The sequence below is a fragment of the Devosia sp. Root436 genome (genome assembly GCF_001426345.1).
Taxonomy (GTDB): Bacteria; Pseudomonadota; Alphaproteobacteria; order Rhizobiales; family Devosiaceae; genus Devosia.
Window position 1 is genome coordinate 627,529 of sequence record NZ_LMEM01000001.1, and the last position, 25,574, is coordinate 653,102.

24 protein-coding genes are annotated in these 25,574 nt (G+C 63.2%); 8 read left to right on the forward strand and 16 right to left on the reverse strand.

The annotated features are described in order from the left end of the window. The 5 genes from ASD04_RS03135 to ASD04_RS03155 form a co-directional block, all read right to left on the reverse strand. Entirely contained in the window at positions 1-918 is a 918-nt protein-coding gene (locus ASD04_RS03135; protein ID WP_056252311.1) for a dihydrodipicolinate synthase family protein, read from the reverse strand. Positions 919-936: 18 nt separating this feature from the next. After that, positions 937-1,821, reverse strand: coding sequence for an ABC transporter permease (locus tag ASD04_RS03140; RefSeq protein WP_056252314.1), 885 nt, complete (start codon positions 1,819-1,821; stop codon positions 937-939). Between the two features lies 1 nt (position 1,822). After that, positions 1,823-2,782, reverse strand: a complete 960-nt coding sequence (locus tag ASD04_RS03145; protein ID WP_056252316.1) for an ABC transporter permease — start codon at positions 2,780-2,782, stop codon at positions 1,823-1,825. Positions 2,783-2,852: 70 nt separating this feature from the next. Next, a complete protein-coding gene (locus tag ASD04_RS03150; RefSeq protein WP_056252320.1) occupies positions 2,853-4,439 on the reverse strand; it encodes an ABC transporter substrate-binding protein in 1,587 nt (528 codons plus the stop codon). A 20-nt stretch (positions 4,440-4,459) separates the two neighbouring features. Next, entirely contained in the window at positions 4,460-5,185 is a 726-nt protein-coding gene (locus ASD04_RS03155) for a FadR/GntR family transcriptional regulator (RefSeq protein WP_056252322.1), read from the reverse strand. Positions 5,186-5,303: 118 nt separating this feature from the next. Between ASD04_RS03155 and ASD04_RS03160 the strand changes: the two genes are divergently transcribed. The 3 genes from ASD04_RS03160 to ASD04_RS03170 are packed head-to-tail and all read left to right on the forward strand — an operon-like array spanning position 5,304 to position 8,009. Then, positions 5,304-6,275: a Gfo/Idh/MocA family oxidoreductase gene (locus ASD04_RS03160; protein WP_056252325.1), complete on the forward strand. Its 972-nt coding sequence runs from the start codon at positions 5,304-5,306 to the stop codon at positions 6,273-6,275. Further along, positions 6,272-7,264, forward strand: coding sequence for a Gfo/Idh/MocA family oxidoreductase (locus ASD04_RS03165; protein WP_056252327.1), 993 nt, complete (start codon positions 6,272-6,274; stop codon positions 7,262-7,264). The genes ASD04_RS03160 and ASD04_RS03165 overlap by 4 nt, the downstream gene beginning before the upstream one ends. Beyond that, entirely contained in the window at positions 7,257-8,009 is a 753-nt protein-coding gene (locus tag ASD04_RS03170; protein ID WP_056252329.1) for a hypothetical protein, read from the forward strand. The genes ASD04_RS03165 and ASD04_RS03170 overlap by 8 nt, the downstream gene beginning before the upstream one ends. A gap of 27 nt (positions 8,010-8,036) precedes the next feature. On the opposite strand, the gene ASD04_RS03175 is transcribed toward ASD04_RS03170, so the two are convergent. The 6 genes from ASD04_RS03175 to ASD04_RS03200 form a co-directional block, all read right to left on the reverse strand. After that, positions 8,037-8,984 carry a LysR family transcriptional regulator gene (locus ASD04_RS03175; RefSeq protein WP_056252332.1) on the reverse strand — a complete coding sequence of 316 codons (948 nt, stop codon included), beginning with the start codon at positions 8,982-8,984 and terminating at the stop codon, positions 8,037-8,039. Between the two features lie 47 nt (positions 8,985-9,031). Beyond that, positions 9,032-10,702 (reverse strand): ABC transporter ATP-binding protein, encoded by a 1,671-nt coding sequence (locus ASD04_RS03180; protein ID WP_056252335.1) that lies wholly within the window; start codon positions 10,700-10,702, stop codon positions 9,032-9,034. A 4-nt stretch (positions 10,703-10,706) separates the two neighbouring features. Then, entirely contained in the window at positions 10,707-11,609 is a 903-nt protein-coding gene (locus tag ASD04_RS03185; protein WP_056252338.1) for an ABC transporter permease, read from the reverse strand. Further along, positions 11,606-12,571: an ABC transporter permease gene (locus ASD04_RS03190; protein ID WP_056252341.1), complete on the reverse strand. Its 966-nt coding sequence runs from the start codon at positions 12,569-12,571 to the stop codon at positions 11,606-11,608. Before ASD04_RS03190 ends, ASD04_RS03185 begins: the two co-directional genes overlap by 4 nt. A gap of 97 nt (positions 12,572-12,668) precedes the next feature. Then, positions 12,669-14,267: an ABC transporter substrate-binding protein gene (locus ASD04_RS03195; protein ID WP_056252343.1), complete on the reverse strand. Its 1,599-nt coding sequence runs from the start codon at positions 14,265-14,267 to the stop codon at positions 12,669-12,671. Next, entirely contained in the window at positions 14,260-15,183 is a 924-nt protein-coding gene (locus ASD04_RS03200; protein WP_244488245.1) for an N-formylglutamate amidohydrolase, read from the reverse strand. Before ASD04_RS03200 ends, ASD04_RS03195 begins: the two co-directional genes overlap by 8 nt. Before the next feature lie 245 nt (positions 15,184-15,428). Between ASD04_RS03200 and ASD04_RS03205 the strand changes: the two genes are divergently transcribed. Further along, the gene (locus ASD04_RS03205) at positions 15,429-16,094 is read left to right on the forward strand and encodes a gamma-glutamyl-gamma-aminobutyrate hydrolase family protein (protein ID WP_056252348.1); all 666 of its coding nucleotides are present in this window, start codon (positions 15,429-15,431) and stop codon (positions 16,092-16,094) included. 172 nt (positions 16,095-16,266) lie between these two features. Beyond that, positions 16,267-16,731, forward strand: a complete 465-nt coding sequence (locus ASD04_RS03210; protein ID WP_056252351.1) for a hypothetical protein — start codon at positions 16,267-16,269, stop codon at positions 16,729-16,731. A 33-nt stretch (positions 16,732-16,764) separates the two neighbouring features. Here the strand turns inward: ASD04_RS03210 and ASD04_RS03215 are convergent, their stop codons facing one another. The 4 genes from ASD04_RS03215 to ASD04_RS03230 all read right to left on the reverse strand — a co-directional run bounded on the left by ASD04_RS03215 (position 16,765) and on the right by ASD04_RS03230 (position 20,081). Then, the gene (locus ASD04_RS03215; RefSeq protein WP_056252354.1) at positions 16,765-17,202 is read right to left on the reverse strand and encodes a type II 3-dehydroquinate dehydratase; all 438 of its coding nucleotides are present in this window, start codon (positions 17,200-17,202) and stop codon (positions 16,765-16,767) included. Continuing rightward, positions 17,199-18,509, reverse strand: coding sequence for a TRAP transporter large permease (locus ASD04_RS03220; RefSeq protein ID WP_056252356.1), 1,311 nt, complete (start codon positions 18,507-18,509; stop codon positions 17,199-17,201). The genes ASD04_RS03215 and ASD04_RS03220 overlap by 4 nt, the downstream gene beginning before the upstream one ends. Continuing rightward, entirely contained in the window at positions 18,506-19,024 is a 519-nt protein-coding gene (locus tag ASD04_RS03225) for a TRAP transporter small permease subunit (RefSeq protein WP_056252365.1), read from the reverse strand. Before ASD04_RS03225 ends, ASD04_RS03220 begins: the two co-directional genes overlap by 4 nt. Before the next feature lie 76 nt (positions 19,025-19,100). After that, complete coding sequence (locus tag ASD04_RS03230; RefSeq protein WP_056252367.1) at positions 19,101-20,081, reverse strand: sialic acid TRAP transporter substrate-binding protein SiaP; 981 nt, start codon at positions 20,079-20,081, stop codon at positions 19,101-19,103. Between the two features lie 245 nt (positions 20,082-20,326). Here ASD04_RS03230 and ASD04_RS03235 point away from each other — a divergent pair, with 245 nt between their 5' ends. After that, the gene (locus ASD04_RS03235; RefSeq protein WP_244488232.1) at positions 20,327-20,998 is read left to right on the forward strand and encodes a GntR family transcriptional regulator; all 672 of its coding nucleotides are present in this window, start codon (positions 20,327-20,329) and stop codon (positions 20,996-20,998) included. A gap of 7 nt (positions 20,999-21,005) precedes the next feature. Here the strand turns inward: ASD04_RS03235 and ASD04_RS03240 are convergent, their stop codons facing one another. Beyond that, complete coding sequence (locus ASD04_RS03240) at positions 21,006-21,920, reverse strand: shikimate dehydrogenase (protein WP_348271013.1); 915 nt, start codon at positions 21,918-21,920, stop codon at positions 21,006-21,008. Between the two features lie 151 nt (positions 21,921-22,071). On the opposite strand from ASD04_RS03240, the gene ASD04_RS03245 reads away from it, so the two are divergent. Beyond that, positions 22,072-22,758: a TetR/AcrR family transcriptional regulator gene (locus ASD04_RS03245; protein ID WP_056252863.1), complete on the forward strand. Its 687-nt coding sequence runs from the start codon at positions 22,072-22,074 to the stop codon at positions 22,756-22,758. A gap of 778 nt (positions 22,759-23,536) precedes the next feature. After that, positions 23,537-25,429, forward strand: a complete 1,893-nt coding sequence (locus tag ASD04_RS03250; RefSeq protein ID WP_056252374.1) for a sugar phosphate isomerase/epimerase and 4-hydroxyphenylpyruvate domain-containing protein — start codon at positions 23,537-23,539, stop codon at positions 25,427-25,429. Positions 25,430-25,574: the final 145 nt, after the last annotated feature.

A 25,574-nucleotide genomic window follows, 5' to 3' on the forward strand; every position in this document is an offset into this window, starting at 1 on the left:
TCAGCCGAGCAGTCCGACGGCCTTGAGCACGGCGTCGACCTTGACCGTTTCCTCGTCATTGAGGTGGCGCTGCGGGCGCGCCATGGTGTTGGTGGCAATGATGCCAAGCTGACGCATCGCGGTCTTGAAGGCGCCGACACCGGCCGAACCGGCACTGGTGCGGGCCGTGGAAATCCAGACGATCTCGAACAGCTTGCACAGCCGTTCCTGCTCGGCCCGCGCACCGACGAAATCGCCTGCCTGCACCAGGTTCCACAATTTGACATAGCCATGCGGATCGACATTGGCTAGGCCGGGCACGACGCCATGGGCGCCCATGGCCAGCACGCTGTCGACGACGATTTCCGAGCCGGTCATGCCGAAGAAATTGGTATCGTCCTGCATGTCGGCCAGCACGTAGCGCAGGTTGCCGTCGTCGCCGCTGGAATCCTTGAGGCCCGCGATGGCCCCTTCCCTGGCCAGCGTCACGGTCGTCTTGCGCTCGAGCTTCAGCCCGACGCAGACGGGAATGTCATAGGCGATGACCGGCAGGTCCACCGCATCCTTGATGTAGCGGAAGTGGTCGACGGTCTCGGCCTGGTTGGTCCGCGTATAGAAGGGCGCGGTAACCACCACGGCGTCGGCGCCGGCGGCCTTGGCGATGCGGGAATGCTGGATGACCCGGTCCGTGGTGGGGTCGATCGTGCCGACCAGTACCGGGACGCGGCCATTGGTGACCTTGATGGCGTGTTCGACGATGGCCTGGCGGGTCTGCGAGTCGTGGAACACCACTTCGCTGGTCGAGCCGAGCACGAAGAGGCCGTGGACGCCGGCATCGATCAGATTTTCGAGAACGCGGGTGAAGGACGCATAGTCCACGGTGAAATCGGCGTTGAGTGGCGTTACGACGGGAGGGACGACGCCGGTAAACAGGGGCATTTTCAGAAAACCTTCAGGTCAGTTGAGAGCGGAGCGAGGGTCGAACGCATCGCGCAGGCCGTCGCCGATGAAGTTGATGGCAAGCACGGTCAGCACCAGGGCCGCGCCGGGGAACATCCATTGCCAGGGATATTGCTCGAGAACGACGGTGGAGCGCGCCAGGTTGAGCATGTTGCCCCAACTGGCCTCGGGCGGCGCGATGCCCAGCCCGAGGAAGGACAGGCCCGCCTCGAGCAGGATGGCATTGGCAACCTGCAAAGTGGCGTAGACCACCAGGATGTCGATGCAATTGGGCAGGCCATGCTTGAACAGCAGATGGGGTACGCTGGCGCCCATGCCGCGTGCGGCCACGACGAAATCGCGCTCGCGCAGTTCGAGCAGGCGGGCACGGACCATGCGCGACAGGGTCGGCCAGGACAGCAACGAGATCACCAGGATCGTCGGCATGATGCCGGTACCGGCAATGGAGGCCAGCACCAGCAGGAAGATTACCGGCGGCAGGGTCATGGCGAGGTCGACGAGCCGCATGAGCGAGGCATCGACCACACGCCCGCCAAAGCTGGCAAAGGCGCCGACGAGGAAGCCGATGACGATGGAAATTGCCACCGAGACCACGGCCACGATCAGCGAAACCCGGCCGCCTTGCAGCAGCCGCGCCATCACGTCACGGCCGACGCCATCGCTGCCCATCCAGTGTTCGGGCGACGGCCCCTTGTTGAGGGCGCGCAGGTCGATGGCATTGGGCCCCAGCCCCCACCACCAGTCATAGGTGACGATGGCGACAAGAATGGGCACGAAGATCGCCAGCCCGACCAGGGCCGCGCGGTTGCCGAAGAAGCGCTCGATGGAACGGCGGGTCGGACCCTTGGTTCGCTCGATGGTGGCGGTCGCTGCATCACTCATGTCAGGCCACCTGGATGCGCGGGTCGACCGCGGCGTAAGTGATGTCGGTCAGCAGGTTCACCGCGATCACGCAGGCGCCGACGATCAGCGTGGCGCACATGATGACGGGGTAGTCGCGCGTGTTGACTGCATTGACCAGCAGCAGACCCATGCCCGGCCAGTTGAAGACGCTTTCAAGGAAGATGGCGCCGCCAACGGCGATGCCGATGGTCGAACCGATCAGGGTGACCACGGGCAGCAGGGCATTGCGCGTGGCGTGCTTGATGATGACCCAGAATTCGCGGACGCCCTTGGCGCGGGCCGTGCGGACATAGTCCTGGTTCAGCACTTCGAGCAGCGAGGAGCGCATGTAGCGCATGATGAGCGCAGCGTGGCCGATGGACAGCAGGAAGGCCGGCAGGATGAGGTGGGACAACAGGTCGGCCACGGAAAATGGCGCGCCCGGCGTCAGCATGCCGCCCGATGGGGCCCAGCGCAGTTGCACCGAGAAGAAGTAGAGGCCGAGCAGCGCCGTCAGGAAGGCGGGGCTCGATATGCCGATGGACGAGGTGACCGAAAGGGCGACGTCGGTCACCGAATTGCGGCGCACGGCGCTGATGATGCCGGCGGCGATGCCCAGCACGATGGCGAGCAGCATGCCCGTGCCCATCAGCAGGACCGTCGGCCCGATGCGTTCGAGCACCAGCGGCAGCACGGATACCCCGGCGCGCTGGGTGGAGAAGCCGAAATCGCCAGATATGGCGGCCCGCAGCCAGCCGAAATATTGCACCGGCAGCGGCTGGTCCAGGCCGAGCCGGGCGCGGAGCGCGGCAAGCTCATCCATCGAGAGCGGCGCGGCGGGATTGATATAGGCGTCGATCGCATCACCCGGCGCCAGGCGCAGCAGCACGAAGACAAGGACGCTGAGGGCAATCAGCATCAACAGTCCAATGCCGATACGGCGTGCGATGTAGGTCAACATGGCCAGGTCCGGTGTGAATGGGTAGGCGGCGCGGATCGACCGCGCCGCCGAGCGCAGGGGAGAACCGCGCTTACTTGATGTCCCAGAGTTCGGGATGGGCGGCGAAGGGGCCACCGGCCGGCGCCGGCGTCCAGACGAAGTCGACCAGGTTGGCGGATGCCACGCCATAGCGGTTAGCGACCCACATCGTGGCCCAGGGCAGATCCTCGTTCATCACCTTGCAGACGTCCTGCCAGCGGGCGTCGACCTGGCTGGCATCGGTCTCGCCGATGGCGGCGTCGAACGCGGCACTGAGATCGTCGAACTCGATGCGCATGATGTTGGCACCGGCCGGCGGCAGCTGCGACTTGTTGAGGCCGACATTGATACCCGCCGGATTGGGCCCGTTCTGCAGGCCCGCGTAGATCAGCGGGAATTCGTTCCAGTCCGGATTGTTCTCCTGGTAGACGGTGCCGTTATAGGTCGGCACGTCGACGACGCGCGGCACGACATTGACGCCAACCTGGGCCAGCATGGCCTGTACCGCAGCCATGACATTGGCGGCCTGGGGCGAGCCATAATAGGTCAGCCAGGTGATCGGCTTGTCGCCGTTGATGTCGGCCCAGCCGGCTTCGTCGAGCAGCGCCTTGGCCTTTTCCGGATCATAGGCGTAGTCGTTGAGGCCCTCGGGCACCAGATGCGGCGCGACATAGCCGCAATTGGCGAGCTTGGCAGCGCCGCCATAAAGGCTCTCGACGATCGCGGCGCGGTCGATGGCATACATGAAGGCCTGGCGGACGCGAACGTCCTTCCACAAATCGACCTTCTGGTTGAAGCCGATATAGTTGACCACATAGGAGTCGCCTTCGATGACCGTGAAGGCCTCGTTGCCGGCAAAGGTCGCTGCATCTTCCGGCTCGACATAGGTGAACTGGATTTCACCGGCGCGAAGCGCGGCCACGGCGGCAGCCGGGTTCTCGAAATAGCGGTTGATCAGCCGGTCAACCTTGGGCGCACCGCGACGGTAGTCCTCGTCGGCGGCCAGTTCGACATACTGGTCGGTGACATATTTGGTGAACTTGAACGGGCCGGTGCCGATGGGGGTGGTCGACCACCAGGTGCTGGTGGCGATGCTCTCGGGCGCGATCGAAGCCAGCGCATGCTCGGGCAGGATCATGACCTGCGCCAGCACCGACAACAGGCCGCCATCGGCCTCCGAAAGCGTTACGACGACCGTGCGGTCATCGGGCGCCTCGACATTGGCTATCTTGCCCAGGCGGCCCGTAAAGACACTGCCCGAAGCTGCATTGCGGATAAGATCGAGGGTGAACTTGACGTCGGCGGAGGTGAAGGCCTCGCCGTCATGCCAGGTCTCTTCCGCCAGGTTGAACGTATAGGTCAACATGTCGTCGCTGACGGTATAATCGGTGGCGAGATCGCCCTCGATGGCACTCAGCTCGGCATTGTAGATCACCAGCGGCTCGAAATAGGTGTTGAGCCAGGTAAAGCCACCAGTCGCGGCGAGCGGGTTGAAGTTCTTGGGGAACCCGCCCGGGCCGACGTCGAAGCCGCCGGTAATGGTCTTTACGTCCTGCGCGAAGGCGGGCGTGGTGAGCGCGGTTGCACCAAGCAGCAGGCCACCGATGGCCAGAGCTTGTGTGATAGTCCTGATATGCATGGTTTTCCTCCCCGGAAAGATCAGGCTTTGGATGGTTCGGTGCGGTTCCTGGCAATAACCTGCTGGATTCCGCGGTAGTGATCGTCCAGGCGCTTGCGCGCCTGCTCTACGTCCTTGCGGGCAACCGCTTCGACGATTTCGTGATGGTCCCGCCACGTATCGAGCGGTTCGGGATTATCGAGATTGTTGAAATTGGAAGCCTTGTTGAAGGCCGTCCAAAAGATGTCGATCAACGCGCTCAACATGTGATTGTTCTGGCAGCGGAACAGGAGCTGGTGGAAGCGCTGGTCTTCCTCGGCGAAGCTCTCCTGCCGTTCCGCCCGCACCTTCATGCGCGCCGTGACATCGCGCAAAGCGGCCAGGTCCGCCTCGCTGATCATGGCGATGGTCTTGCCGATCAGCCCGGTTTCAAGGACGCGGCGGATTTCGCGCAATTCCTCGACGTCGCGCAGCGAGTCCTGCAGGCCATAGGCCAGGTTGTCGAGCAGCGGCTTGAACGAGAATTCCTTGACGAAGACGCCGATGCCGCGCCGCGTCTCGAGGATACCCAGGGATTCCAGCGCCTTGATTGCCTCGCGCATGGAATTGCGCCCGACGCCCAGCTGCTGGGCCAGGAAAGTCTCGGGCGGCAGCGGGTCGCCGGCCTTGAGCTGGTTGGCCTCGATATAATCTTTGAGGCTCTCCTGCACGGTGACGTGGAGGAGAGGGGCCCGGCTCAACGGCGTCATCGATTTCAAATTCGACATCGTGGTCCTCGTTTATCTGTTCCAGCTTTTTGGGCGGCACAGATCGACACCGTCAACGCTTGTTGTATAGCAACATATGGGATATCCTGCAAGTCGATATTGGATAGGTAACCAAAACATGAAGATCGCGTTGTTCGGAACCAGCCATTGGCACGCGGAAATGCACCTGGATGCGGTGCGCGCGGCCGGGGCGACAGTGGTTGGCGTGTGGGACGAAGACCCGGCCCACGCGGCCGGATTTGCAGACAAGCATGGGTTGCCGTTCGTAGTGAGCATCACCGACGGACTGGCGCTGTCACCCGACCTCATCGTGCTGATGGGGCACCCATCCACCCTGCCCGGCCGCGCGCGGTCGCTGATCGAGACCGGTATTCCCCTGATTCTGGAAAAGCCCGCCGCCAGCAACACAGCCGCTATCGCGGAACTGACAAAACTTGCGAGGGAACGCGGCACTTTTGTCGGCGTGCCGCTGCCCAACCGCTTCGGGCCGATTTTCGGCGCTTACAGTAAGTTGCAGGAAACCGGCCGCGCCGGCCGGCTGGCCCATGCCAGCTTCCGGCTGGTGAATGGCCCGCCGGAACGCTATCGCCAGGACGCCGTCGGCTGGCTGCTCGACCCCGCCATTGGCGGCGGCGGCGCGCTGCGCAATCTGGGCATTCACGGCGTCGATGCCGTGCTGAGCCTGGCGCAGGGACCGGTCACCCTGGTCTCGGCCAATATCGCCAACCGCATCCATAGCGAGGCGGTGGACGACCACGCCCTGCTGGTGCTGAGTGACGCAGTTGGCACGCTGTTCACGGTCGAGGCCGGCTACACCTATGCCTCGATGGCGCCGGGCGGCGAATTCGAATGGCGCATGGTGACGGCAAACGCCACGCTGCTGGATCGCGGCGACAGCGCCAGTTGCGTCACGCTCGATGATGCACGCACACAAACACTGCCGCCCGAGCCGACAGCCACGCGCTATCGCCTGTTCATGGCCGACACGCTTCAGCGCCTGCGCGACGGCCGTGCGCCGGCAATCACCCTGGATGACTATCTCGCGGCGATGACCCTCATCGATGCCGCATATGCAAAGGCAAGATCATGATTGGAATTGGTATCATCGGGGCCGGACATTTCGGCGCGGTACATGCGAAGGCGATGGCGGAAGTCGACGGCGTGCAGCTCGTCGCCAGTTGCCGGGAAGACCGGGCGGCCGCCGAGCAGTTCGCGCAAGAGCATGGCGGCAGCGCCTATTCCGACTGGCGTGCGCTCCTCGCCGACCCAAAAGTCGATGCCGTCGTCATCGCCACGCCGCATCACCTGCATGAGGAAATCGCCATCGGCGCGGCCGAGGCCGGCAAGCATATCCTCCTGGAAAAGCCGATGGCACCGACCACGCGAGCCTGCGACGCCATCAATGCTGCCGTCGCCAGGGCGGGTGTCCACCTGATGGTCGGTCATGTGATGCATTTCGCCCTGCCCTGCCTCAAGGCCAAGGCCATTCTCGACTCCGGCGTGATCGGCAGGCCGGTGCTGGGGTCGAGCTGGATGATCAAGCTGTGGATGGAGAGCAATCGCCGCGACTGGCACAAGAATACCGCCTCGGGCGGCGGCATGCTGATGACGGCCGGCATCCATGCGCTGGACCGGCTGGTCTGGCTGATGGGGCAGGATGTGGTGGGCGTCAATGCCCTGGCCGGCACCTTCTTTCATGAGCAGCAGGCCGATGACAGCGCGCTGATCGGCCTGCGCTTCGCCAATGGCGGCATCGGCCAGGTGCAAAGCGTCGGCTATCGCAATGGCGCGGTCGGCTTTGCCATGGACCTGGTCTGCGAAAGCGGCACTTTGCGTATCGACTTCGACCATGGTGTTTCGATCGGTCGCGATGCCGTCTGGACGCCGGTGCCGGATTCGATCGAGCCCGACTGGATGCACCACGCCGTGGCGCGCGAATGGCGCGCGATGCGCGATGCCATAGCCGGGACTGCGCCGGTGGCGGTCAGCGGCGCCTATGCCCGCCAGATTGTCGGAATCATCGAAGCGGTGCATCAGGCCAATAGCGAAAAAAGGGAAATCGCGGTCCGCCATGTCTAGCCAATCGACCGAACAACTCATCCAGGCCTATATCGCCGCCCATCGCGACCCGGCCAGGCCGGTACCGGCCGCCATCTTGCAGGCGCTCGACGCCGCCGGCGCCATGGCCGTGCAGGGTGAAGTGCTACGGCAATTGGGCGAGACCGCAGCAGTGGCAAAGGTCGCGGCACCCGCCGGGAGCCCGGCCCTGGCCGCGCCGATCATCGACAGCTGGGTGACCAGAAGCGGTGGCACGCTGCAACTGCATGGCCGCAACCTGATGGGCCTCGAAATGGAGATCGCCGCCGTTCTCAAAAGCGATCTCAGCCCGGAAATCGCGCGCCAGGGCAAGGCGGCCGTGCTCGGGGCAATCGATCATTTCATCGTCGGCATCGAACTGATCGGCACGCGCATCGACCAGCACAAGCAGGCCGGCCCATTCGGTCCGCTCTCCGATTTCATGATAACGGCCGGCTATGTGACGGGCCTGCAGGCCATCTCCACCCTGCCCGAAGTGGATGGCCTGCCGATCACGCTGGAAACCGCTGCCGGCGCCACTCACCTCGGACCGGCCAAACACCCCTTCGGCGGCGTACTCGAGCCCATCATCGCCTATGCCTGCGCCCCCTTTGACCATTTCGGCGGCCTGCGCGCCGGCATGGCCATCACCACCGGCTCGCTCTGCGCCCTGATCGAAGTGCCGCCAACCGGCACAGTAACGTTGCGGCTGGGTGATTTTGAGCCGGTGTCAGTGATATTGTCCTGAAGCACACTGCGGCAGGCGCGCAGGCAATCAGGTCGTAAGCCAATCCAGGTCAGCCACCGCTTCGGCGATCGAGCTGTCGAAGCACCGTTGCATGAGCAGCTGCGTCTCGGTGCCCGAGAGAACTTCGGGGAAGGAGAGATAGAACTTGGTCCTGGCGTCGATCCCGTCAACCGGGCGCCAGGTCATGTTTTCCGAGGATTTGCAGATGATGGAGGCCATGAGCGCATTGTTGAACGACAGGGCATTCAGCACCTCCGTCATTCGGATGGAGAAATTGGCGAAGGGTGACTGCAAGGCCGTGCGGCAGTTGAGGCGGTGGCGGCTAAAGAGGTCGCGGTAATACTGGTAATAAGGATCGCGGCGCGATGGCCAGATAACGTCGTGGCCATTGATCTGGCCGAGTTCGATGCGCGTGTTTTTGGCCAGGGGGTGGTCGGCCCGCAGGATGCAGACCTGGGGCACCTCGCATTGCAGCAGGTTGACGATATTGGCGTGCTGCAGCGGGCGGGTATGGAAGGCAAAGTCCACATGACCTTCGGCCACCGCATTGGTCATCTCGTCGACCGGCTGCGAGGTAACCGAGAAACTGCCCGTAGGATGGTGGCGATGTACCTCGCCGATCACCAGGGGCAGGATTTCACTGACCAGCGACATGGTGGCCGAGATGCGGATCTGCGACAGCAGCTTGTCGGCGCGGGGCTTGAGATGCATCTCGATGCGATCGATGAGCGCCAGCAGGTCGCGCGCATCGTCATGCAGCGCCTCGGCGCGCTGAGTGGGGAAGATGGCGCCGTTGCGCCGCACGAACAGTGCCACGCCCACCGACTTTTCGAGATTGCTGATCAGTTGGCTCATGGCGGGCTGGGACATGTTGAGCTGGCGCGCCGCAGCCGAAATCGAGCCGGTCATGATGACGGCGGAAAAGGCCTCGATATATTTCAGGCGTCGTATAGTGCGCGGTGGAGCCTGCACCATTACCTGCTCCGCGACGGATGGACCGGATGCGCCCTGTTCGCCAGCGGTCATGACGCAGCGGCACTGCGCAAGAAACGCGGCATGGCAGAGAGCAACTGGCGCGTATAGGGGTCGGCCGGCTCGGTCAAGACCTGTTCGGCCGGGCCTTCCTCGACGATCCTGCCGGCTCTCATGACGATGACGCTGTCGCACATCTGGCGCACCACCGCCAGGTCATGGCTGACAAAGACCAGAGTCAGGCCCAGGCTGTCCTGCAATTCCTTCATGAGATTGAGGATTTCGGCCTGCACCGTCACATCGAGCGCCGAGGTCGGCTCGTCGCAGAAGATCAGTCCGGGGCGATAGGCCAGCGCGCGCGCAATGCCGATGCGCTGCCGCTCGCCGCCGGAAAAGGCATGCGGCATCTTGGTGGCGGCGGCCCGCGGCAGCCCCACGACTTCGAGCAGATCCTCGGCAAGCCTTTGCGCATGCTTGCGGGGAACAAGGCCAGCGGCGCGGATGCCATAGGTGATATTGGTGCCCGCATCCATGCGCGGATTGAGGGAGGCATAGGGATCCTGGAAAATGCATTGCAGCTTGCGCGACAATGCCTGCCTGTTCTCCTGGCCGATCGGATGCCCGTCGAGCGCGATGATGGCCCCAGGATCGGGGTGGACAAGGCCCAGGATTGCCCGGCCGATGGTGGATTTGCCTGAACCCGATTCCCCGACAATGCCGAAGGTCTCGCCGCGCCGCACCGCGAAGCCAACACTGTCGAGCGCCTTGAAGCCCGCCCCGCCCTTCTCGCCGGTAAAAGTCTTGGAAAGGTTGCTGATGGCGAGCATGGTATCCCCATGCGCCAGGGCCACCGTGCCCGCACGCAGATAATCGATGCCGCGCTGGCGACCGGGTGTCTCCTCGAAGGCATCGAGCACGTCGAACCGTGCGCGGCGCTGCTCGACGCTGGGAATGGCGGCCATCAGCTCCTGGGTGTAGCGCTCCTGGGGTGCCGTGATGATCTGCATGGTCGGGCCGCGCTCGACCAGTTGGCCGCGCAGCAGCACATAGACCTCGTCGCACATCTGGGAGACGACACCCATGTCGTGGGTGATGAGGACGATGGCGATGTTTTCCTGCGCAGCCAGGCGCTTGAGCGTGCCCAGCACCGCCTTCTGCACTGTAACGTCCAGCGCCGTCGTCGGCTCGTCGGCGATGATGAGATCGGGCTGGGCGGCAATGGCGATGGCAAAGACGATGCGCTGGCAGAGCCCGCCCGAGAGCTGGTGGGGATATTTGGTCAGCCGCTCCTCGGGATGGCTGACTTCAGCCCCGGTGAGCAGTTCCACCGCATAGCTGCGCGCCGCCGTGCCGCGCTTGTCGGTATGGGTCTCGATGGTCTCGATCAACTGCTCGCCAATGGAGAGCACCGGGTTCAGCGCCGTCATCGGATTCTGGTAGATATAGCCGACACGCTTGCCGCGAATGGCGCCGAACTGGCGTTCGGAGAAGCCGGCAATATCCTCGCCTTCGAGCAGGATGCGGCCGCCGCTGATGCGGGCATTTTCGCCCAGCAGCCCGAGGACCGCTTTGCCGATGGTGGATTTGCCGGCCCCGCTCTGCCCGACAATGCCGGCGATGCGGCCGCGCTCGAGGGTCAGCGAAAAATCCTTGATGGCTTCGAGCTCACGTCCATCCGCCAGTTCATAGGCGATGGAGAGCCTGTCGATGGTGAGCAGCATCGCTTTAACCCCTGGCCTGGAGATAGGGATTGGCGTGGTCGCGCAGCCGATCGGCCACGACATTGATGGAAAGCACCATCAGCACCAGCACCAGGCCCGGCACGACACTGATCCACCAGCGGCCCGAAAGCAGGTAGTCGTTGCCATTGGAGATCAGCAGGCCAAGCGAAGGCTCGGTGATCGGCACGCCGACGCCGAGGAAGGAGAGCGTAGCCTCCGCGACGATGGCGCCCGAGATTGCCATGGGCATGAGCACCAGAACCGGCGAAATGGCATTGGGCAACAGAAAGTGGAACATGATGCGCAGGTCGCCGAGGCCACCGATGCGCGCGGCGGCGATGTAGTCCTTCTTCATCTCCGAGAGGCCAACCGCGCGTACCATGCGCGCATTCTGCGCCCAGATGCCGATGGCCAGCGCCAGGATCACCTTGTCGACGCCCGAGCCGAAGACGGCGAGAAGCATCAGCGCCAGCAGCACGCCGGGAAAACTGACGGTCAGGTCGACGGCCCGCATGATGACCGCATCGACCCAGCCGCCGCGCATCACCGCAACCAGGCCCAGCACGACGCCCACGACCATGCCGATGCTCACCGCCACGATGGCGACGAGCAGCGAGGTGCGCATGCCGTAGAGCACAGCCGAGAGAATGTCGCGACCCACCGCATCGGTGCCGAGCAGGCTCACGCTGCCATCCATCATTTCGCTCATGGGTGGCAGGAGGCCGTTCATGATATCGAGCTGGCCCTGGTCGAACGGATTTTGCGGCGCGATCAGCGGCGCCAGGATGGCGGCGAGCGTGAAGACGCAGATACCAACGAGCCCGGCAATGGCAGCGGGATAGTGCCGGAACGGCACCAGGAACGGGTCGATGCGGGAGGGTCCGGACAGGCGTTTGATGGCGCTCATGAATAGCGGATCCGGGGATCGAGAACGGCGTAGATGATGTCGGCCGCGAGATTGATCAACACGAACATCAGGGTGATGAGGATCATGTAGGCGACGACCACCGGCCGATCTGACCGATAGATGGAGTCGAGCAGCAGCTTGCCGATGCCCGGCCAGGAGAACACCGTTTCGGTGACGGTCGAGAAGGCGATGAGCGTGCCCAGTTCCAGCGCCGTTATGGTGACAATGGGAATGAGGATGTTGCGCAGCAGATGCCTGCCGATAAGGCGGCGCGGCGCAATGCCCTTGGCGCGCGCGAACATCATATAGTCCTGATACATGACTTCCTGCGTGCCCGAGCGGGCGAGCCGCGTCTGCATGCAGATCAATGCCACCGCGAGGTTGGCCGCCGGCAGCAGCATGTAGCGCAGGCCTTCGGCATTGAACAACGAGAGCTGCAGGCCGAGAAAGTCCGTCGTCGGGCCACGCCCGGTCGCCGGCAGCACGCGCAGCCAGACGGCGAAGACCAGAATGAAGAGCAAGGCCTGCCAGAAATTGGGAATGGAATAGCCGATCGTGGTGATCATGCTGATCAGCCTGGTTGCCGGCTTCCTGCGATTGAGGCCGGAGAAAATGCCCATGGGAATGCCGAAGGCGAGCCCCAGCACCATGGCGAGAAACACCACTTCGAGCGTTGCCGGCAGCCGTTCGAAGATGAGGTCGAGCACGGGGCGGCCATAGACGAAGGAGGTGCCGAAATCGCCTTGCACGATATTGGCGAGGAAGGTCAGGTATTGCACCGGAAGCGGCTGGTCGAGCCCATAGGCGGCGGCCAGAGCCGCGCGGTCGGCGGCCGTTGCGTCCTCGCCCGCCATCACCGCCACCGGATCACTGACGACATACATGCCCACGAAGACGAGCAGCGACATGATGACGAGCAGGATGGCGCTCTGACCCAGTCGACGCAAAACGAAGTTTATCATGGCAAGGACAATCCGGCGGTCGGCTGAAGCAGTGCCGTTATCATGAGGCGAAAGTCCGTGGCCGGGCGGCCACGGACGGGTTTGGCAGCTCTGGCAGTCAGTTCGACTTCACCATCATGGCGACGGTGCGGCCTTCGGCACCCCCGACCAGTTGCAGGCCGGCACGATGCGCCCAGAGTTCGTGATTATAGTAGAGCGGAATACCCGGCAGGTCGGCAACGGCTTGCGCCATGGCCTGGGCCACCAGCTCATTGGAGCGGGCAGGATCGACTTCCACGGCCCAGGCCTGCATGGCGTCTTCAAAGACCGGGTTGTCGTAGCTCGAATAGTTGGCAGCGCCGAGGCCAAGATCGTCATTGCGCTGGGCGAAGGCGCCCGAAATCAGCTGGGCAGCGCCTTGCGGGTGACCCCAGCCATACATGAACACACCCATCTGACCCTCGGTACGGCGGGTCTGGAACACCGACCAGGGCTCGGTGCGCAGGATCACCTTGACCCCGAGACGGGTCCAGTACTGGGTGATGGCCTGGGCCACGAGCTGACCATTGGTATAGCGATCGGCCGGCACATTGAGCTCAAGCTCGAAGCCATCGGCATAGCCGGCTTCGGCGAGAAGCGCCTTGGCCGCGTCGAGATCGGTGGCCAGGTCAGGCATTTTCGGCGCGCCGGGCATGTAGCTGGGGGCGAACTGGTTGGCGACCGTCGCATTGCCGGCAAAGAGGCGCTCGGTGATGGCCTGGCGATCAATCGCCATGGAAAGGGCCTGGCGCACCCGCACATCTGCGAGCGGCGCCGAGCCATCGGCCGCGGTGACACCGGCGGCGCCGTCGGCATTGGTATCGAGGACGATGAAGATCGTCTGCAGGCCCGGCACGGTGCTGTAGGCGAAATTGGGATCGCGCTCGATCACCTGCAGGTCCTCGGCGCTGGGACGCTCGACCACGTCATAGTCGCCGGCCAGCAGTCCCGCGATACGCGCGCCATTGTTGGGCACCGAGCGGATCTCGACGCGGTCCCATTCGGGCAGTTCACCCCAGTAATTGTCGTTGCGCAGCAGATTGGCGTCGCCGGTCGCCTGGAAGCTTTCATAGATGTAGGGGCCGGTGCCGATGGCGGCCGAGCCGGTATCGAAATCGGCCTGGCTCGGATAGGAATCCACGATGCCGCAATCGCCGTCGCGATCAAAGGTGATGTCGCCCGCGATCCCTGCCGCCTCGGCCGAGAGAATCTTGAGGAATTTCAGCTTCTGGGTGATTATCGGATAGGGCGCGGTGGTCTCGAAGCGCACGGTGTGATCGTCGATCGCGACCACATCGGTCACCGGGCCCAGTGCCGAGGTCACCACGTTGGCGCGGCCATCGACCCGATACATCATCCGGCACATGCTGTAGACGACGTCGCGGGCCGTGAAGGGCGCGCCGCTCGAAAAGTTCACGCCCTCGCGCAAGTTGAAGACAATGGCATTGTCGCTTTCCCAGGCCCAGCCGGTGGCGAGCAGCGGGGTGTCGTCAAGGCCAACCAGCATTTCGAACACATGCTCGCTGAGCGAGCCGGTCTGGGTGTCGCTATAGGGATAGGGGTCGGCACTGACCGGTGCGGTGCCATAGGCCATGCGCAGCGTTTCCGCGTTGGCGGTGCCGGCGGCAAAGGCACTGCATGAGGCGAGCAATAGCGCGGCGAGGAATGACTTACCCATTGGTGTTCTCCATTTCTTCGTGTTCCCTGTCCCCGTTGTTCCTGCGGCTTTGCTGCCGCGCACTAACGAACTGCCTGAACTCGGAGAGTATGTCCGAACAGTCCTCCCTGACCGCGTCGAAGCGGTCGTTCCTCAAGCGCGTCTCCTCATCCATGTAGAGGTCGCGACGCAACTCAATCTGCAAAAGGTGCTGGTCGATTTCCGGCCAGCCATAGCGCAGCGTGATCTCCCCGCCGGCAAAACGCCGATTGAGACCCACGTCATAGCCGCGCCGCTCGAAGCACTCGACGAGCCTTGCCGCCAGGGCCGGGTCGCAGGATTCGCCGCGGCGCGTGCCGATATCGACCTCCGGCCGGGCCCGTCCGCCCTGGGCCGTGGTGTCGAATTTCATCATCGAATGGCAGTCGAGCACCACCACCGCGCCATGTTTGCGGCGCGTGGTTTCGACCATGCCGGTCAGCGCCTGGTGATAGATCACATGGCAGGTGGCCAGGCGCTTCTTGGCCTCGGCATGGCTGAGCTTGCGATCATAGAGCGCGGTCTCCTTGGCCTGCGACCAGAACAGCGTCGTGCCGTCGCGCAAACCCGTCGGCTGCATGCGGCCATACCAGAGCTCGGGCTCTTCGAGCATGGCGCCATCGATGTCGTGCTGGTGGCGATTGACGTCGATATAAGCCCGCGGAAAATTGGCGCGGATCGAGCTCAAGCCAAGCGCGGCCCCACCGGAGAAGAGCTCATCGACATATTTGTCAGATGGATAGTCCACCACGTTGAAGGGCAGGCTCGCGTCATAGCCGAAGTCTTCCGGATAGGTCGATCCGCTATGGGGAAAGGATAGCAACAGGGGCACTTCGGCCTCCGCTCGCCAGTCTACCGTGATGTTGGGGTCGGCGGGCAAACTCCCCGCGTCAGCCATGAAATCCAATTGTCTGCTCCGGTCACAAGCCGTTGGGTCTGCAATCGGGCGGGACGCTAGCGCCTCTGCTGCGGCAGCAAAACCATATTGCGCTGCCCACTATTTCCATAAGGCTGGATTATGCACTTGCCGGCTCGCTTGGCAGGAATGTCCATAACAAAACTCAATACACGCTTCCGCTTTGGCAATGGCGTGGATCGGGGGGCCGAAGAGCACTAAGAAGGGGCAGATACAGGAATTGCACCATGACATCCCGCCCGCTCATCATCGTCTCCGTCGGCGCCGCCACCGATCCCCTGCCCTATGTTCGGGCGGTCGAGACGGCCGGCGGCGAGGCACTGACGATGGTACCCAATGGCGAAATCCAGGCCTTGCCTGAACAAGCGGCCGGCGTGATTTTCTGCGGCGGCGCCGCCGTCCATCCCGCCCGCTTCGGCCAGGCGCTCGACCCCAGCATAAGGAAGGCGGTCGATGAAGACCGCGACGCGATGGAATGGGCGCTTATGGATGGGGCGCTGCAGCGAAGCCTTCCCATCCTCGGCATCTGTCGCGGCTTCCAGATGATCAATGTCTATTTTGGTGGCACGCTGACGCAGAATCTGGCGGCGGAGCACTGGAAAGACAATCATCGCCCCGACGCTCCCCGGAACCATCTCGCCCATCCCGTCGTGGCCGGAGGGGGAACGCTCGGGCGAGCCTTCGGTGAGGCGCCCTTTATGGTGAACAGCATTCACCGGCAGGGCATAAAAACGCTCGCTCCGGAATTAACCGCCACCGTGAAGTCTGAAGACGGGTTGGTTGAGGGCTATGAGTCGGCCGATCACAATATTCTTGCAGTGCAATGGCATCCCGAAGAACTGTCGCACCAGCCAGCCCAGCAGGCGCTTTTCTCGTTTTGGGAAAACTTCTAGGTGCGAGACAGGGCTTTTGCGGCGACCCATTTTTCGGGAGTATGGGACAAAGAGGAATGCCCGCAGGAAAGCAGCCGTGATAGCGGGCGCCCTTCGGTGCGGATATTTGAGCTCCCAGGGGTAAACTTGGCTTAACCGGGCGTCTTTAAGGAGGGCGTGGAAAGGGGCCCTTATGCGAAAAATTTTGGTTTTGTTGTTTCTGGCCACCACACCGGCTGCAGCTTTTGACATTGATCTTTCCCCCGCCGATATGCGCACGCACCTCGGCACCCGCACGGCTTTCGACCTTGCGATAGGAGAATCATCCTATATCTATTTCCCGGGTTTTTGCGTAAACGACAACAAACTCATGGCTCACGGCTTGCTGGCCTTGAGCGACGAGCCTGTCGCGATCGCAACCATGCAGTATCGCTTCACGCGAATTTCCGATTCAGCTTTCGACGTAACGGCCAAACCCGCCCCGTCCAGCGAACAGACCATCGAGCATTGGCTGGCCAGCAGCTTTCTGGCTGCGTCGATGCGGCCTTGCGAGCTTGTCGTCGGCGACACCCAATACCTGGTCGAGATCGCCGCGATAAATGGCGAAACGAGTCTTCGAGACCTTCTGGCGCAAGCGCCGGCCCCTGCTGCCAACTAGGAGGGGCCGCGACCGCCCGCTGGCTTGCTTGTGCTAGCCGCGCCGGGCGAGCATGGCCAGCATGGCGGAGACCGCCGTGGCATAGCCCTCTGCGCCCAGGCCGGCCATGACCGCGTCGGCGCGCATCGAGACGTAGGAGCGGTGGTAGATCGGCTCGCGGCGGTGGATGTTGGAAATGTGAAACTCGATCACCGGCCCCTCGAACATCTTGAGGGCATCGAGCAGCGCCAGCGAAGTGAAGGTGAAGGCGGCGGGATTGATGATGATCCCGGCGCCCTCGTCTATGGCCTCGTGCACGAGGTCGATCAGCTTTTCCTCGCTGTTGGTCTGGTGGAATACAATGGACCGCTCGCCGCTGGCGGCGCGGCAGATCTGTTCCACCTGCGCCAGTGTCGTGGTGCCGTATATGGCAGGCTCCCGCTTGCCCAGCCGGTTGAGGTTGGGGCCGTTGAGGACGTAGATCGGTCTCATAGGCCCACACCGCCATAACCGAACATCCTGGGCAGCCACAGCACCACTTCGGGCACGAAGGTAAAGAGCATCAGCGCCGCGATCAGCCCCAGGAGGAAAGGCAGGACGTCGGCGACGATGTCCTTCATCGGCGCGCCCGATATGCGCGTCATGATGAAGAGCAGCAGGCCATAGGGCGGCGTCACCAGCCCCAGCATGATGTTGACCACCACGACGACGCCGAAATGCACCATGTCGATGCCCAGCGCCTGTGCGGTGGGGATCAGCACCGGCACGATGACCAGCAGGATCGTGGTGCCTTCGAGCAGGCAGCCCAGGATCAGCAGCAGGATATTGACCGCGATCAGGAAGGTGATCGGGTTGAGGTCCCAGGCGAGCAGAACGGCGCTGAGGCTATGGGGGATGTTCTCGACGGTGACGACATAGTTGAAGACCAATGCGCCAGCGATCAGCATGCCGATGGACGCGGTGGTCTTGGCTGATGTCAGCAGGGCCGCATAGAGATCAGGGAACTTGACGCTGCGATAAACGACGATGGAGACGACCAGGGCATAGAAGGCGGCGACAGCGGCCGCTTCGGTCGGCGTGGTGATGCCGCCATAGATGCCGTACATCAGCACGATCGGCATGAAGAGCACCGGCAGGGCCTGCCAGGTCATCTTCGGCAACTGGCGCAGGGGCACCGGCTTTTCGACCGGGAAGTTCCTGGTGCGGGCGGTGACGGCAACCTGGATCATCATGGCACCCGCCATCAGCAGGCCGGGAATGACGCCGGCCAGGAACAGGTAGCCGATGGAGGCATCGGCGATCAGTGCGTAGAGCACCATGGGGATGGAGGGCGGAATGATCGGTCCGATGACGGCGGTGACGGCGGTCAGCGCCGCGGCATAGCTGGGCGTATATTTGCCGTCCTGCGTCATCATGTGCTGCATCATCTTGCCCGAGCCGGCGGCATCGGCGATGGCCGAGCCACTCATGCCGGCAAAGACGATGGATTGCAGGATATTGACCTGGGCCAGCCCGCCGCGGAAGCGGCCGACGACCGCGTCGCACCAGCGCAGCAGGCGCTCGGACAGGGTACCCGAATTCATGATTTCGGCAGCGAGGATGAACAGTGGCACGGCCAGCATGATGTAGTTGGAATACATGCCGTTGAGGAACTGCTCGGCTACGATGCCCATGTCCTGCCCGCGCATCAGCAGGTAGAGCACGGAGGCGCAGATCATGGAGAGGCCCATGGGCAGGCCGAACACCGACAGCACGATGATCAGGCCGAGGGCGAGGGTGAAAGCGGTGGAGAGGATCATATGCCCGAGCTCGCCCTGGTGGGATCGGACGCCTCGGGGCCCCTGCCCCAGATGGCCTGGTAGCCGAGCCAGAACTGGCGGACGATCGTTGCCACCGCGAAGATGGCGTAGATGGAATAGAGCCAGTCGAACCGGATCTTGAGATAGGCCGTCTTCTCGACCTTCATGAAGGTCACATAGTCGATGACCGCCGGCAGCGAGAGGGCGAAGAAGAAGATGAGGGTGGCCGCGGTCGCCACGACCATGATCCGCCGCCAGCGGTCGTTGACGGCCGAATAGAGGATGTCGAAGCGGATTTCCTCGCTGTCGCGCACCACGAAAGCGGTGCCGAACAGCACCATCCACAACCACATGACGACGCTGATTTCATGCGTCCAGCCAATGGGCAGGTTGAGGATGTAGCGGAAGACGATCTGCAGGATGAACACCGAAAACATGACGGCGAGCATGGCTGCGAGGACATTTTCAGCGCGGGCATGCAACCACGCGCCGAGGGCGGCAAGTCGGGAATTCATCAGCAGTCTCCGAGGCGGAGGTCTCGCCGGATGCGGCGGCACGGGACTACCGGCACCGCCGCATCCGAAGATCAGTCTAGAGGGCGTTGATGCGGTCGATCACGCCTTCAGGCCAGTCCTTGGCCAGGTCGGAGTCCAGATACATCTGCTGGGCATGGCTGCGGAAGGCATCGAGGTCCGGCTCATAGATGTCGAGGCCAACGGTCTTGAACTGTTCTAGCAGCTCGGCTTCACGATCGAGGTGCGCCTGCTGGCTGAAGTCGATGGCAGCCGTCGCGGCGGCCTGGACCTTTTCCTGCTGCGCGGGCGTCATGGCATTCCAGGCATCGCCGGAAATGACCAGCAGGTCATAGCCGACGAGGTGCGAGGTCAGGACAATCTGGTCCATCACTTCATAGAACTTCATGTTCTCGACGTTGGGCAGCGGATTGTCCTGGCCGTCGATGGCGCCGGTCTGCAGGCCCGTATAGACCTCGGCATAGGCCATCGGCGTCGGGTTGGCGCCCAGCGCCTCGCCGAGGAACTGCCAGGCGTCGCCGCCGGGCATGCGCAGCTTGATGCCGGCCATGTCGGCAGGCGTCGTGATCTTCTTGTCGCCGCGCAGACCGACCTGGCGGGCGCCGAAATAGGTCGGCCCCAGGATGTGAATGCCGAGCTGGTCTTCGGCCATGGCCTTGAACTCGGCACCGACATCGCTGTCGAAGAAGGTGCGCAGGTGCGCGGCGTCGCGGAACAGATAGGCCGAGGTCAGCACCGACCAGGCCGGAATCTGGTTGGAGACGTCCTGCGGGGCGATGTTGCCCATTTCCAGGTTACCGCGCTGCAAGGCGACCAGTTCGGTGCCCTGCTTGAACAGGTTGCCGCCATAATAGGGCTCGAGGGTGAAATCCTCGATGATCTGGCTGGCGAACAGGTCCATCATCTCGGCGCGGATATCCTCGGCCGAGAACACCGCCGAAAACCGAAGCACCGGCTTGTCCTGAGCCATGGCGGGCATCGCGGCCGCCAGCATCAGGCTACCAAGCAGCACCGCGCGGCGCGTGAATCCAAAACGCATTGTCATCCTCCCATTTGTCGCCTGTGATCCAGGCATCCTCACCGGACGCTCGGCTGCTTCGCCGTCGTTTCCGTCCCGGTGCACAATGTACGAAATAGTTCGTTCAAGTCAATGGCCGTTTCCGATCGGTGGAAAACTAGCTGCGCCTTTTCAGTCTGTCATGTGTTTTTTAATTTATATGATATTCCATCATCGCTTTGACGTTGTTGGCCTTCCCGGGTAGAAGGGCCGAAATGGAGGCGGCATTGGCAGACGACAAGCAGCTCGCGGAAGAAGGCATCGGCGATATCGCCTTCCGGCGCATTCGGGATGATATTGTAGCGGGCGTTTTGCGCCCGGGGATAAAACTCAAGCTGGACGCCCTCAAGGCACAATATGGCGCGAGCGTCAGCACTTTGCGCGAAATCCTCAACCGGCTGGCCAGCGAGAATCTGGTAGTGGCCGAGGGGCAGCGCGGCTTCGAGGTGGCGCCGGCAACGGCGGATAATCTGCGCGAGGTGGCGGACCTGCGGCTTTTGCTCGAAAGCCACGCCATCCGCCTGTCGCTGGCGACCGGCGATCTCGACTGGGAGGGGCGCGTCGTGGCCGCCCATCATAAGCTGTCGGTGGTGGAAGCGCAGTTGCTGGCCGGCGAGATCGATCGCACCGCCCAATGGGTGCGCTATGACTTCGCCTTCCATAATGCGCTGATTTCGGCCTGCGGCTCGCGCACGCTGCTGGATCTGCATGCCTCGGTATTCGACCGCTTCATCCGCTACCACATGCTGGCGACGAGCTTCCGTGGCTCGGCGGTGATGGACGATCACCGGGCGCTGTTCGACCTGGCCATGCGGCGCGATGCCGAGGGTATTGTCGACAAACTGACGAGCCATATTCGCAGCGGCGTGGACTATGTGCTGAGCACAGGGCGGATTTAAGGGCCGGCTATCCCTTCACAGCGGCCCGAAAGGTCGCGGCCATGGCGGGAGCATCGGGCTGCAGGCCGGTAAACAGTTCGAACGCCCGCACCGCCTGATAAACAGCCATGCCGCCGCCGGGCATCACGCGGCAGCCGCGGGCGCGGGACTGGCGAACCAGCTCGGTTTCGAGCGGGAAATAAATCACGTCGGCCACCCAGTGCCGTTTTTCGATCAGTGCTTGGTCGATGGGCAGGCCGGGATGCCTGATCATGCCGACCGGTGTCGCATTGACGATGCCATCGGCCCCAGTCGCCGCAGCGGCGACATCGGCCACCGCGTGGACATCGGCGCCACGCAGGCGTCGCAGCCGCGCCGCGGTGGCCTCCGCCCTCGTAGCGTCCGTATCGTAGATATCGAGCCGCTCCACGCCGCATTGCAGCAGCGCCTGCGACACCGCGGCGCCGGCGCCGCCCGAACCGATCTGCAGCACCCTGCCCCGCGCCACATCGGGTAATTCCCGCCGGAAACTTTCGGCGAAACCCCAGCAATCGGTATTGTGCCCGATGGTGCGCCTGTCATTGAAAACCACCGTGTTGATGGCGCCGATGGCGGCAGCATCCGGCGCCAGATCGTCGAGCAGCGGCAATATTGCCTGCTTGAACGGATAGGTGATGTTGAGGCCGGCAAAGCCAAGGCCGCGGGCCTCGGCGAGCATGAGAGGCAAATGGGAATCGTCGAGGTCCAGGCGATCGAAATCGATCAGGTGATAGCGGTAGTCCAGACCCTGCCGCGCGCCTTCCTGCTCGTGCATCAGCGGCGAAAGCGACGCGCCGATGCCCCGGCCCACCAGCCCGATGGTGATGCCATCGGGCTGGGGCAAGCGATTGTGCAGGACCGAGACGCGAAGCGGCTGCGCGGACTGGCTGCTGGCGATGGGCAAGGCGGTCTCCCTGGTGCCGCCCGCCGCTGGAAAAGCGGCGGCGGCCTTGTCTTTCCCTCGCGGCACCCGATAAATGCTGCAAGGCGATTTGCGGCAAAATGTACGAACTGGTTAGTTTAGTCAATTGCCGCTCCAGGAAGGCGACGACGGCATGAGCACTCCAGTTTCGACATCCCGCAGCAAATCCCGGGACGGCGTTGCTCGCGTGCAGGATCCCGAGGGAACACGGCAGAACATCATCGAAGTGGCGGCACAGGAATTCGCGCTCAACGGCCTGTCGGGCGCCCGCATCGACGAAATCGCCGCCAAGACGCGCTCCAGCAAGCGGATGATATACTACTATTTCGGCAGCAAGGAGGGCCTCTATGTCAGCGCCCTCGAAAATGCCTATCGGCAGGTGCGCGAGGGCGAAGCCAAGCTCGACGTGGCAGGCCTGTCGCCGCTGGATGCGTTGAAGCGCCTGGTGGAATTCACCTTCGACCACCATCACCAGCATGAGGAATTCATCCGCATGGTGATGATCGAGAATATCCATCATGGGGAATTTCTCGAACGCAGCGGCGTGATCCGCGACCTCAATATCACCGCTATCGGCAATATCGAGGCGATCTATGCCAAGGGGCTGGCCGACGGCCTGTTCCGCGCCGGGCTCGATCCGCTGGAAATCCACTGGCAGATCAGCGCGCTGTGCTTTTTCAACGTCTCCAACCGGGCGACGTTCTCCAAGATTTTCGGCAAGGACGTGGGCAGCGCGGCGTATCAGGAATCGCTGCGGCGGCAGACGGTGGACATGGTGATCCGGTTCGTGGTGAAGGCGGAGAAGCTGGGCGCGATTTGAGGCGCCCGCAGGGCATGCGAAAGCGCCGCCTGTGATGCGGTTATCGTGTCGTCGGTTTCGCTCGTGGATAGAGCGATGGTGGCGAGGCGCTTGCCTCTCATAATTTTTAAGTGTGAGGCAATTGCCTCGCCACCATGCCGGGATTTCGAACGGGTATGGTTCAGGCGCTACCGTTATCGCAGGCGCGGCTGCCGTATTTCCCCCGCACGAGGGAGCGACCTCCCTCCCCGGCTATCCCCACGACCATCACTCGTCATGACTGGGCTCTGACGTGGGCAACGGCAGGAGTATGGGGGAGAAATCAGGGGCGGGGATAAGATGGATAAGTCGGTGCGCGTGACTCCCCCCTCATTCCCTCCCACAAGGGGAGGGAAGCCTGTCCCGCGGATGCTGAACATTTCGAGATGACCCCCTGAAGATCGATCTGGCGCCGGGGAATGAGGGTGGGGTGCTTGGCCCCCATCTACCTTATGGCACGATCTCAGGATGGATCCCGGCCTATGCCGGGATGACATCGGGGTGGGGTGACATGATGCCACTTCCACCGCGCGTCATCCTCGGGCTCGACCCTCGGTCACTTCACTTTACCCAATGCTCCGTAAGTGCAGAGCCCTTGGGTCAAGCCCGAGGATGACGATCAGGGGATGGGAATGGGATTGTGCTCCCGCACCTTTGCTCCCTCCGCCAAGCAGTGCCCCCACTCCGCTCCACCTCTCAGTCATCTCCTTGCAAATGTACTAACTAGTTCGTACTCTTTATACGAACAGGAGGACTCGCCTTGAAAACCTCGATTGCGACCGTGTCGATCAGTGGTGACCTGCGGGAGAAGCTGGAGGCCATTGCGGCGGCCGGGTTCGATGGGGTCGAGATTTTCGAGAACGACTTCCTGGCCTATGACCGCTCGCCGCGCGACGTGGCGGCGATGGTGGCCGATCTCGGGCTCACCATCACGCTGTTCCAGCCGTTCCGTGATTTGGAGGGCCTGCCGGAGCCGCAGCGCAGCCAGGCATTCGAGCGAGCCGAGCGAAAGTTCGACCTGATGGGGGAATTGGGCACCGAGCTGATGCTGGTCTGTTCCAGCGTGTCGCCGCTGGCGCTGGGCGGGATCGACCGGGCCGCGGCCGACCTGCGCGAACTGGGTGAGCGAGCCGCGAGGCGCAACCTTCGCGTCGGCTATGAAGCCCTGGCCTGGGGCCGGCATGTCAACGATCACCGCGACGCCTGGGAAATCGTGCGCCGGGCCGATCATGCCAATATCGGCATTATCCTCGACAGTTTTCACACACTGGCGCGCGGGATCGATCCTGATTCCATTCGCTCGATCCCCGGCGACAGGATTTTCATCGTGCAACTGGCCGATGCCCCGCGCATCGACATGGACCTGCTCTATTGGAGCCGCCATTTCCGCAACATGCCGGGCGAAGGCGACCTCGACGTGACCGGCTTCATGCGGGCGGTGGCGGCAACCGGCTATGACGGCCCGGTCTCGCTTGAAATCTTCAACGACCAGTTCCGCTCCGGCTCGCCCCGCACCATCGCGGCGGATGGGCATCGCTCGCTGGTCTACCTGATGGACCAGGTGCGCCACAGCGAGCCGGACATTGCCCTCGATGTTCCGCTATTGCCGCCACGGGTGGATGTGCGGGGCGTGGCCTTTGTCGAATTCGCGGCTGACGAGGCGGAGGCGCTGGCGCTGGCCGGCCACCTGCGCCGGCTCGGCTTCCGGCTGACCGGCCGGCACCGGACCAAGGCGGTGGAGCGCTTTACCCAGGGCGATATCAATGTCGTCATCAACACCGAGCGCGAGGGACTGGCGCATTCGGCCTATCTCACGCATGGCACCTCGGCCTATGCGCTGGGGCTGATGGTGGATGATGCGGCGGCGACGGTGGATCGCGCGCGGGCATTGGGCGCGCAGATGTTCAGCCAGCGGGTGGGGCCGGACCAGCTCAGCATTCCAGCCATTCGCGGCATTGGCGGCGGTGTCATCTATTTTCTCGACGAAAAGAGCCCGTTGGGCCGGGTCTGGGATGTCGAATTCGATTCCGTGGACGATCCCGCGCCCAGCCGGGATGCCGGGTTGCGGCGGGTCGATCACGTGGCCCAGACGATGAACTACGAAGAGATGCTGACCTGGATCCTGTTCTACCGGTCCATCTTCGTTGCCGAAAAGAGCCCCATGGTCGATGTGGTCGATCCTTCTGGGCTGGTGCGCAGCCAGGTGATCGAGAATGCCTCGGGCTCGCTGCGGCTGACGCTGAACGGGGCCGAAAGCCACCGTACGCTGGCCGGGCATTTCATCGCCGAAACGTTTGGCTCCAGCATCCAGCACCTGGCCTTTGCCAGCGACGATATTTTCGCCACTGCCGACGCCTTGCGCAGCAATGGCATGAAGACGCTGGAAATCTCGCCGAATTATTACAGCGACCTGCAGGCGCGGCTCGGCATCGGTGCGGACATGCTGGAGCGGCTTCGGGCCGCCAATATCCTCTATGACCGCGATGCCGGCGGGGAATTCTTCCAGCTTTATTCGACCAATGTGGGCGAAGGCTTTTTCTTCGAGGTGGTGCAGCGGGCGGGCGAGTATCGAGGCTATGGCGCGGTCAATGCGCCTTTCCGCATCGCCGCGCAGAAGCGGAGCCTCACGCCGGCCAGCATGCCGCGGCAGTAGGTCATTTCGCTTCTTCGCCCCTCTCCCCTTGAGGGAGAGGGCGGTTCTTCCGCGTTCAGCGGAAGAACCGGGTGAGGGGTGCTGCGCTCGCCCATGCTTCAGTGCTCGTGGATGGCTCAACACCCCTCGTCCGCCCGGAGCCTGT

What these genes read in the sequence shown, in the direction of transcription:
- ASD04_RS03150 (WP_056252320.1), bottom strand. Translation starts at nt 4,439, where the DNA reads ATGCATATCAGGACTATCACACAAGCTCTGGCCATCGGTGGCCTGCTG.
- ASD04_RS03210 (WP_056252351.1), top strand. Translation starts at nt 16,267, where the DNA reads ATGCGAAAAATTTTGGTTTTGTTGTTTCTGGCCACCACACCGGCTGCA.
- ASD04_RS03205 (WP_056252348.1), top strand. Translation starts at nt 15,429, where the DNA reads ATGACATCCCGCCCGCTCATCATCGTCTCCGTCGGCGCCGCCACCGAT.
- ASD04_RS03185 (WP_056252338.1), bottom strand. Translation starts at nt 11,609, where the DNA reads ATGAGCGCCATCAAACGCCTGTCCGGACCCTCCCGCATCGACCCGTTC.
- ASD04_RS03145 (WP_056252316.1), bottom strand. Translation starts at nt 2,782, where the DNA reads ATGTTGACCTACATCGCACGCCGTATCGGCATTGGACTGTTGATGCTG.
- ASD04_RS03155 (WP_056252322.1), bottom strand. Translation starts at nt 5,185, where the DNA reads ATGTCGAATTTGAAATCGATGACGCCGTTGAGCCGGGCCCCTCTCCTC.
- ASD04_RS03175 (WP_056252332.1), bottom strand. Translation starts at nt 8,984, where the DNA reads ATGGTGCAGGCTCCACCGCGCACTATACGACGCCTGAAATATATCGAG.
- ASD04_RS03170 (WP_056252329.1), top strand. Translation starts at nt 7,257, where the DNA reads ATGTCTAGCCAATCGACCGAACAACTCATCCAGGCCTATATCGCCGCC.
- ASD04_RS03165 (WP_056252327.1), top strand. Translation starts at nt 6,272, where the DNA reads ATGATTGGAATTGGTATCATCGGGGCCGGACATTTCGGCGCGGTACAT.
- ASD04_RS03215 (WP_056252354.1), bottom strand. Translation starts at nt 17,202, where the DNA reads ATGAGACCGATCTACGTCCTCAACGGCCCCAACCTCAACCGGCTGGGC.
- ASD04_RS03220 (WP_056252356.1), bottom strand. Translation starts at nt 18,509, where the DNA reads ATGATCCTCTCCACCGCTTTCACCCTCGCCCTCGGCCTGATCATCGTG.
- ASD04_RS03190 (WP_056252341.1), bottom strand. Translation starts at nt 12,571, where the DNA reads ATGATAAACTTCGTTTTGCGTCGACTGGGTCAGAGCGCCATCCTGCTC.
- ASD04_RS03140 (WP_056252314.1), bottom strand. Translation starts at nt 1,821, where the DNA reads ATGAGTGATGCAGCGACCGCCACCATCGAGCGAACCAAGGGTCCGACC.
- ASD04_RS03160 (WP_056252325.1), top strand. Translation starts at nt 5,304, where the DNA reads ATGAAGATCGCGTTGTTCGGAACCAGCCATTGGCACGCGGAAATGCAC.
- ASD04_RS03245 (WP_056252863.1), top strand. Translation starts at nt 22,072, where the DNA reads ATGAGCACTCCAGTTTCGACATCCCGCAGCAAATCCCGGGACGGCGTT.
- ASD04_RS03135 (WP_056252311.1), bottom strand. Translation starts at nt 918, where the DNA reads ATGCCCCTGTTTACCGGCGTCGTCCCTCCCGTCGTAACGCCACTCAAC.
- ASD04_RS03195 (WP_056252343.1), bottom strand. Translation starts at nt 14,267, where the DNA reads ATGGGTAAGTCATTCCTCGCCGCGCTATTGCTCGCCTCATGCAGTGCC.
- ASD04_RS03200 (WP_244488245.1), bottom strand. Translation starts at nt 15,183, where the DNA reads ATGGCTGACGCGGGGAGTTTGCCCGCCGACCCCAACATCACGGTAGAC.
- ASD04_RS03180 (WP_056252335.1), bottom strand. Translation starts at nt 10,702, where the DNA reads ATGCTGCTCACCATCGACAGGCTCTCCATCGCCTATGAACTGGCGGAT.
- ASD04_RS03225 (WP_056252365.1), bottom strand. Translation starts at nt 19,024, where the DNA reads ATGAATTCCCGACTTGCCGCCCTCGGCGCGTGGTTGCATGCCCGCGCT.
- ASD04_RS03230 (WP_056252367.1), bottom strand. Translation starts at nt 20,081, where the DNA reads ATGCGTTTTGGATTCACGCGCCGCGCGGTGCTGCTTGGTAGCCTGATG.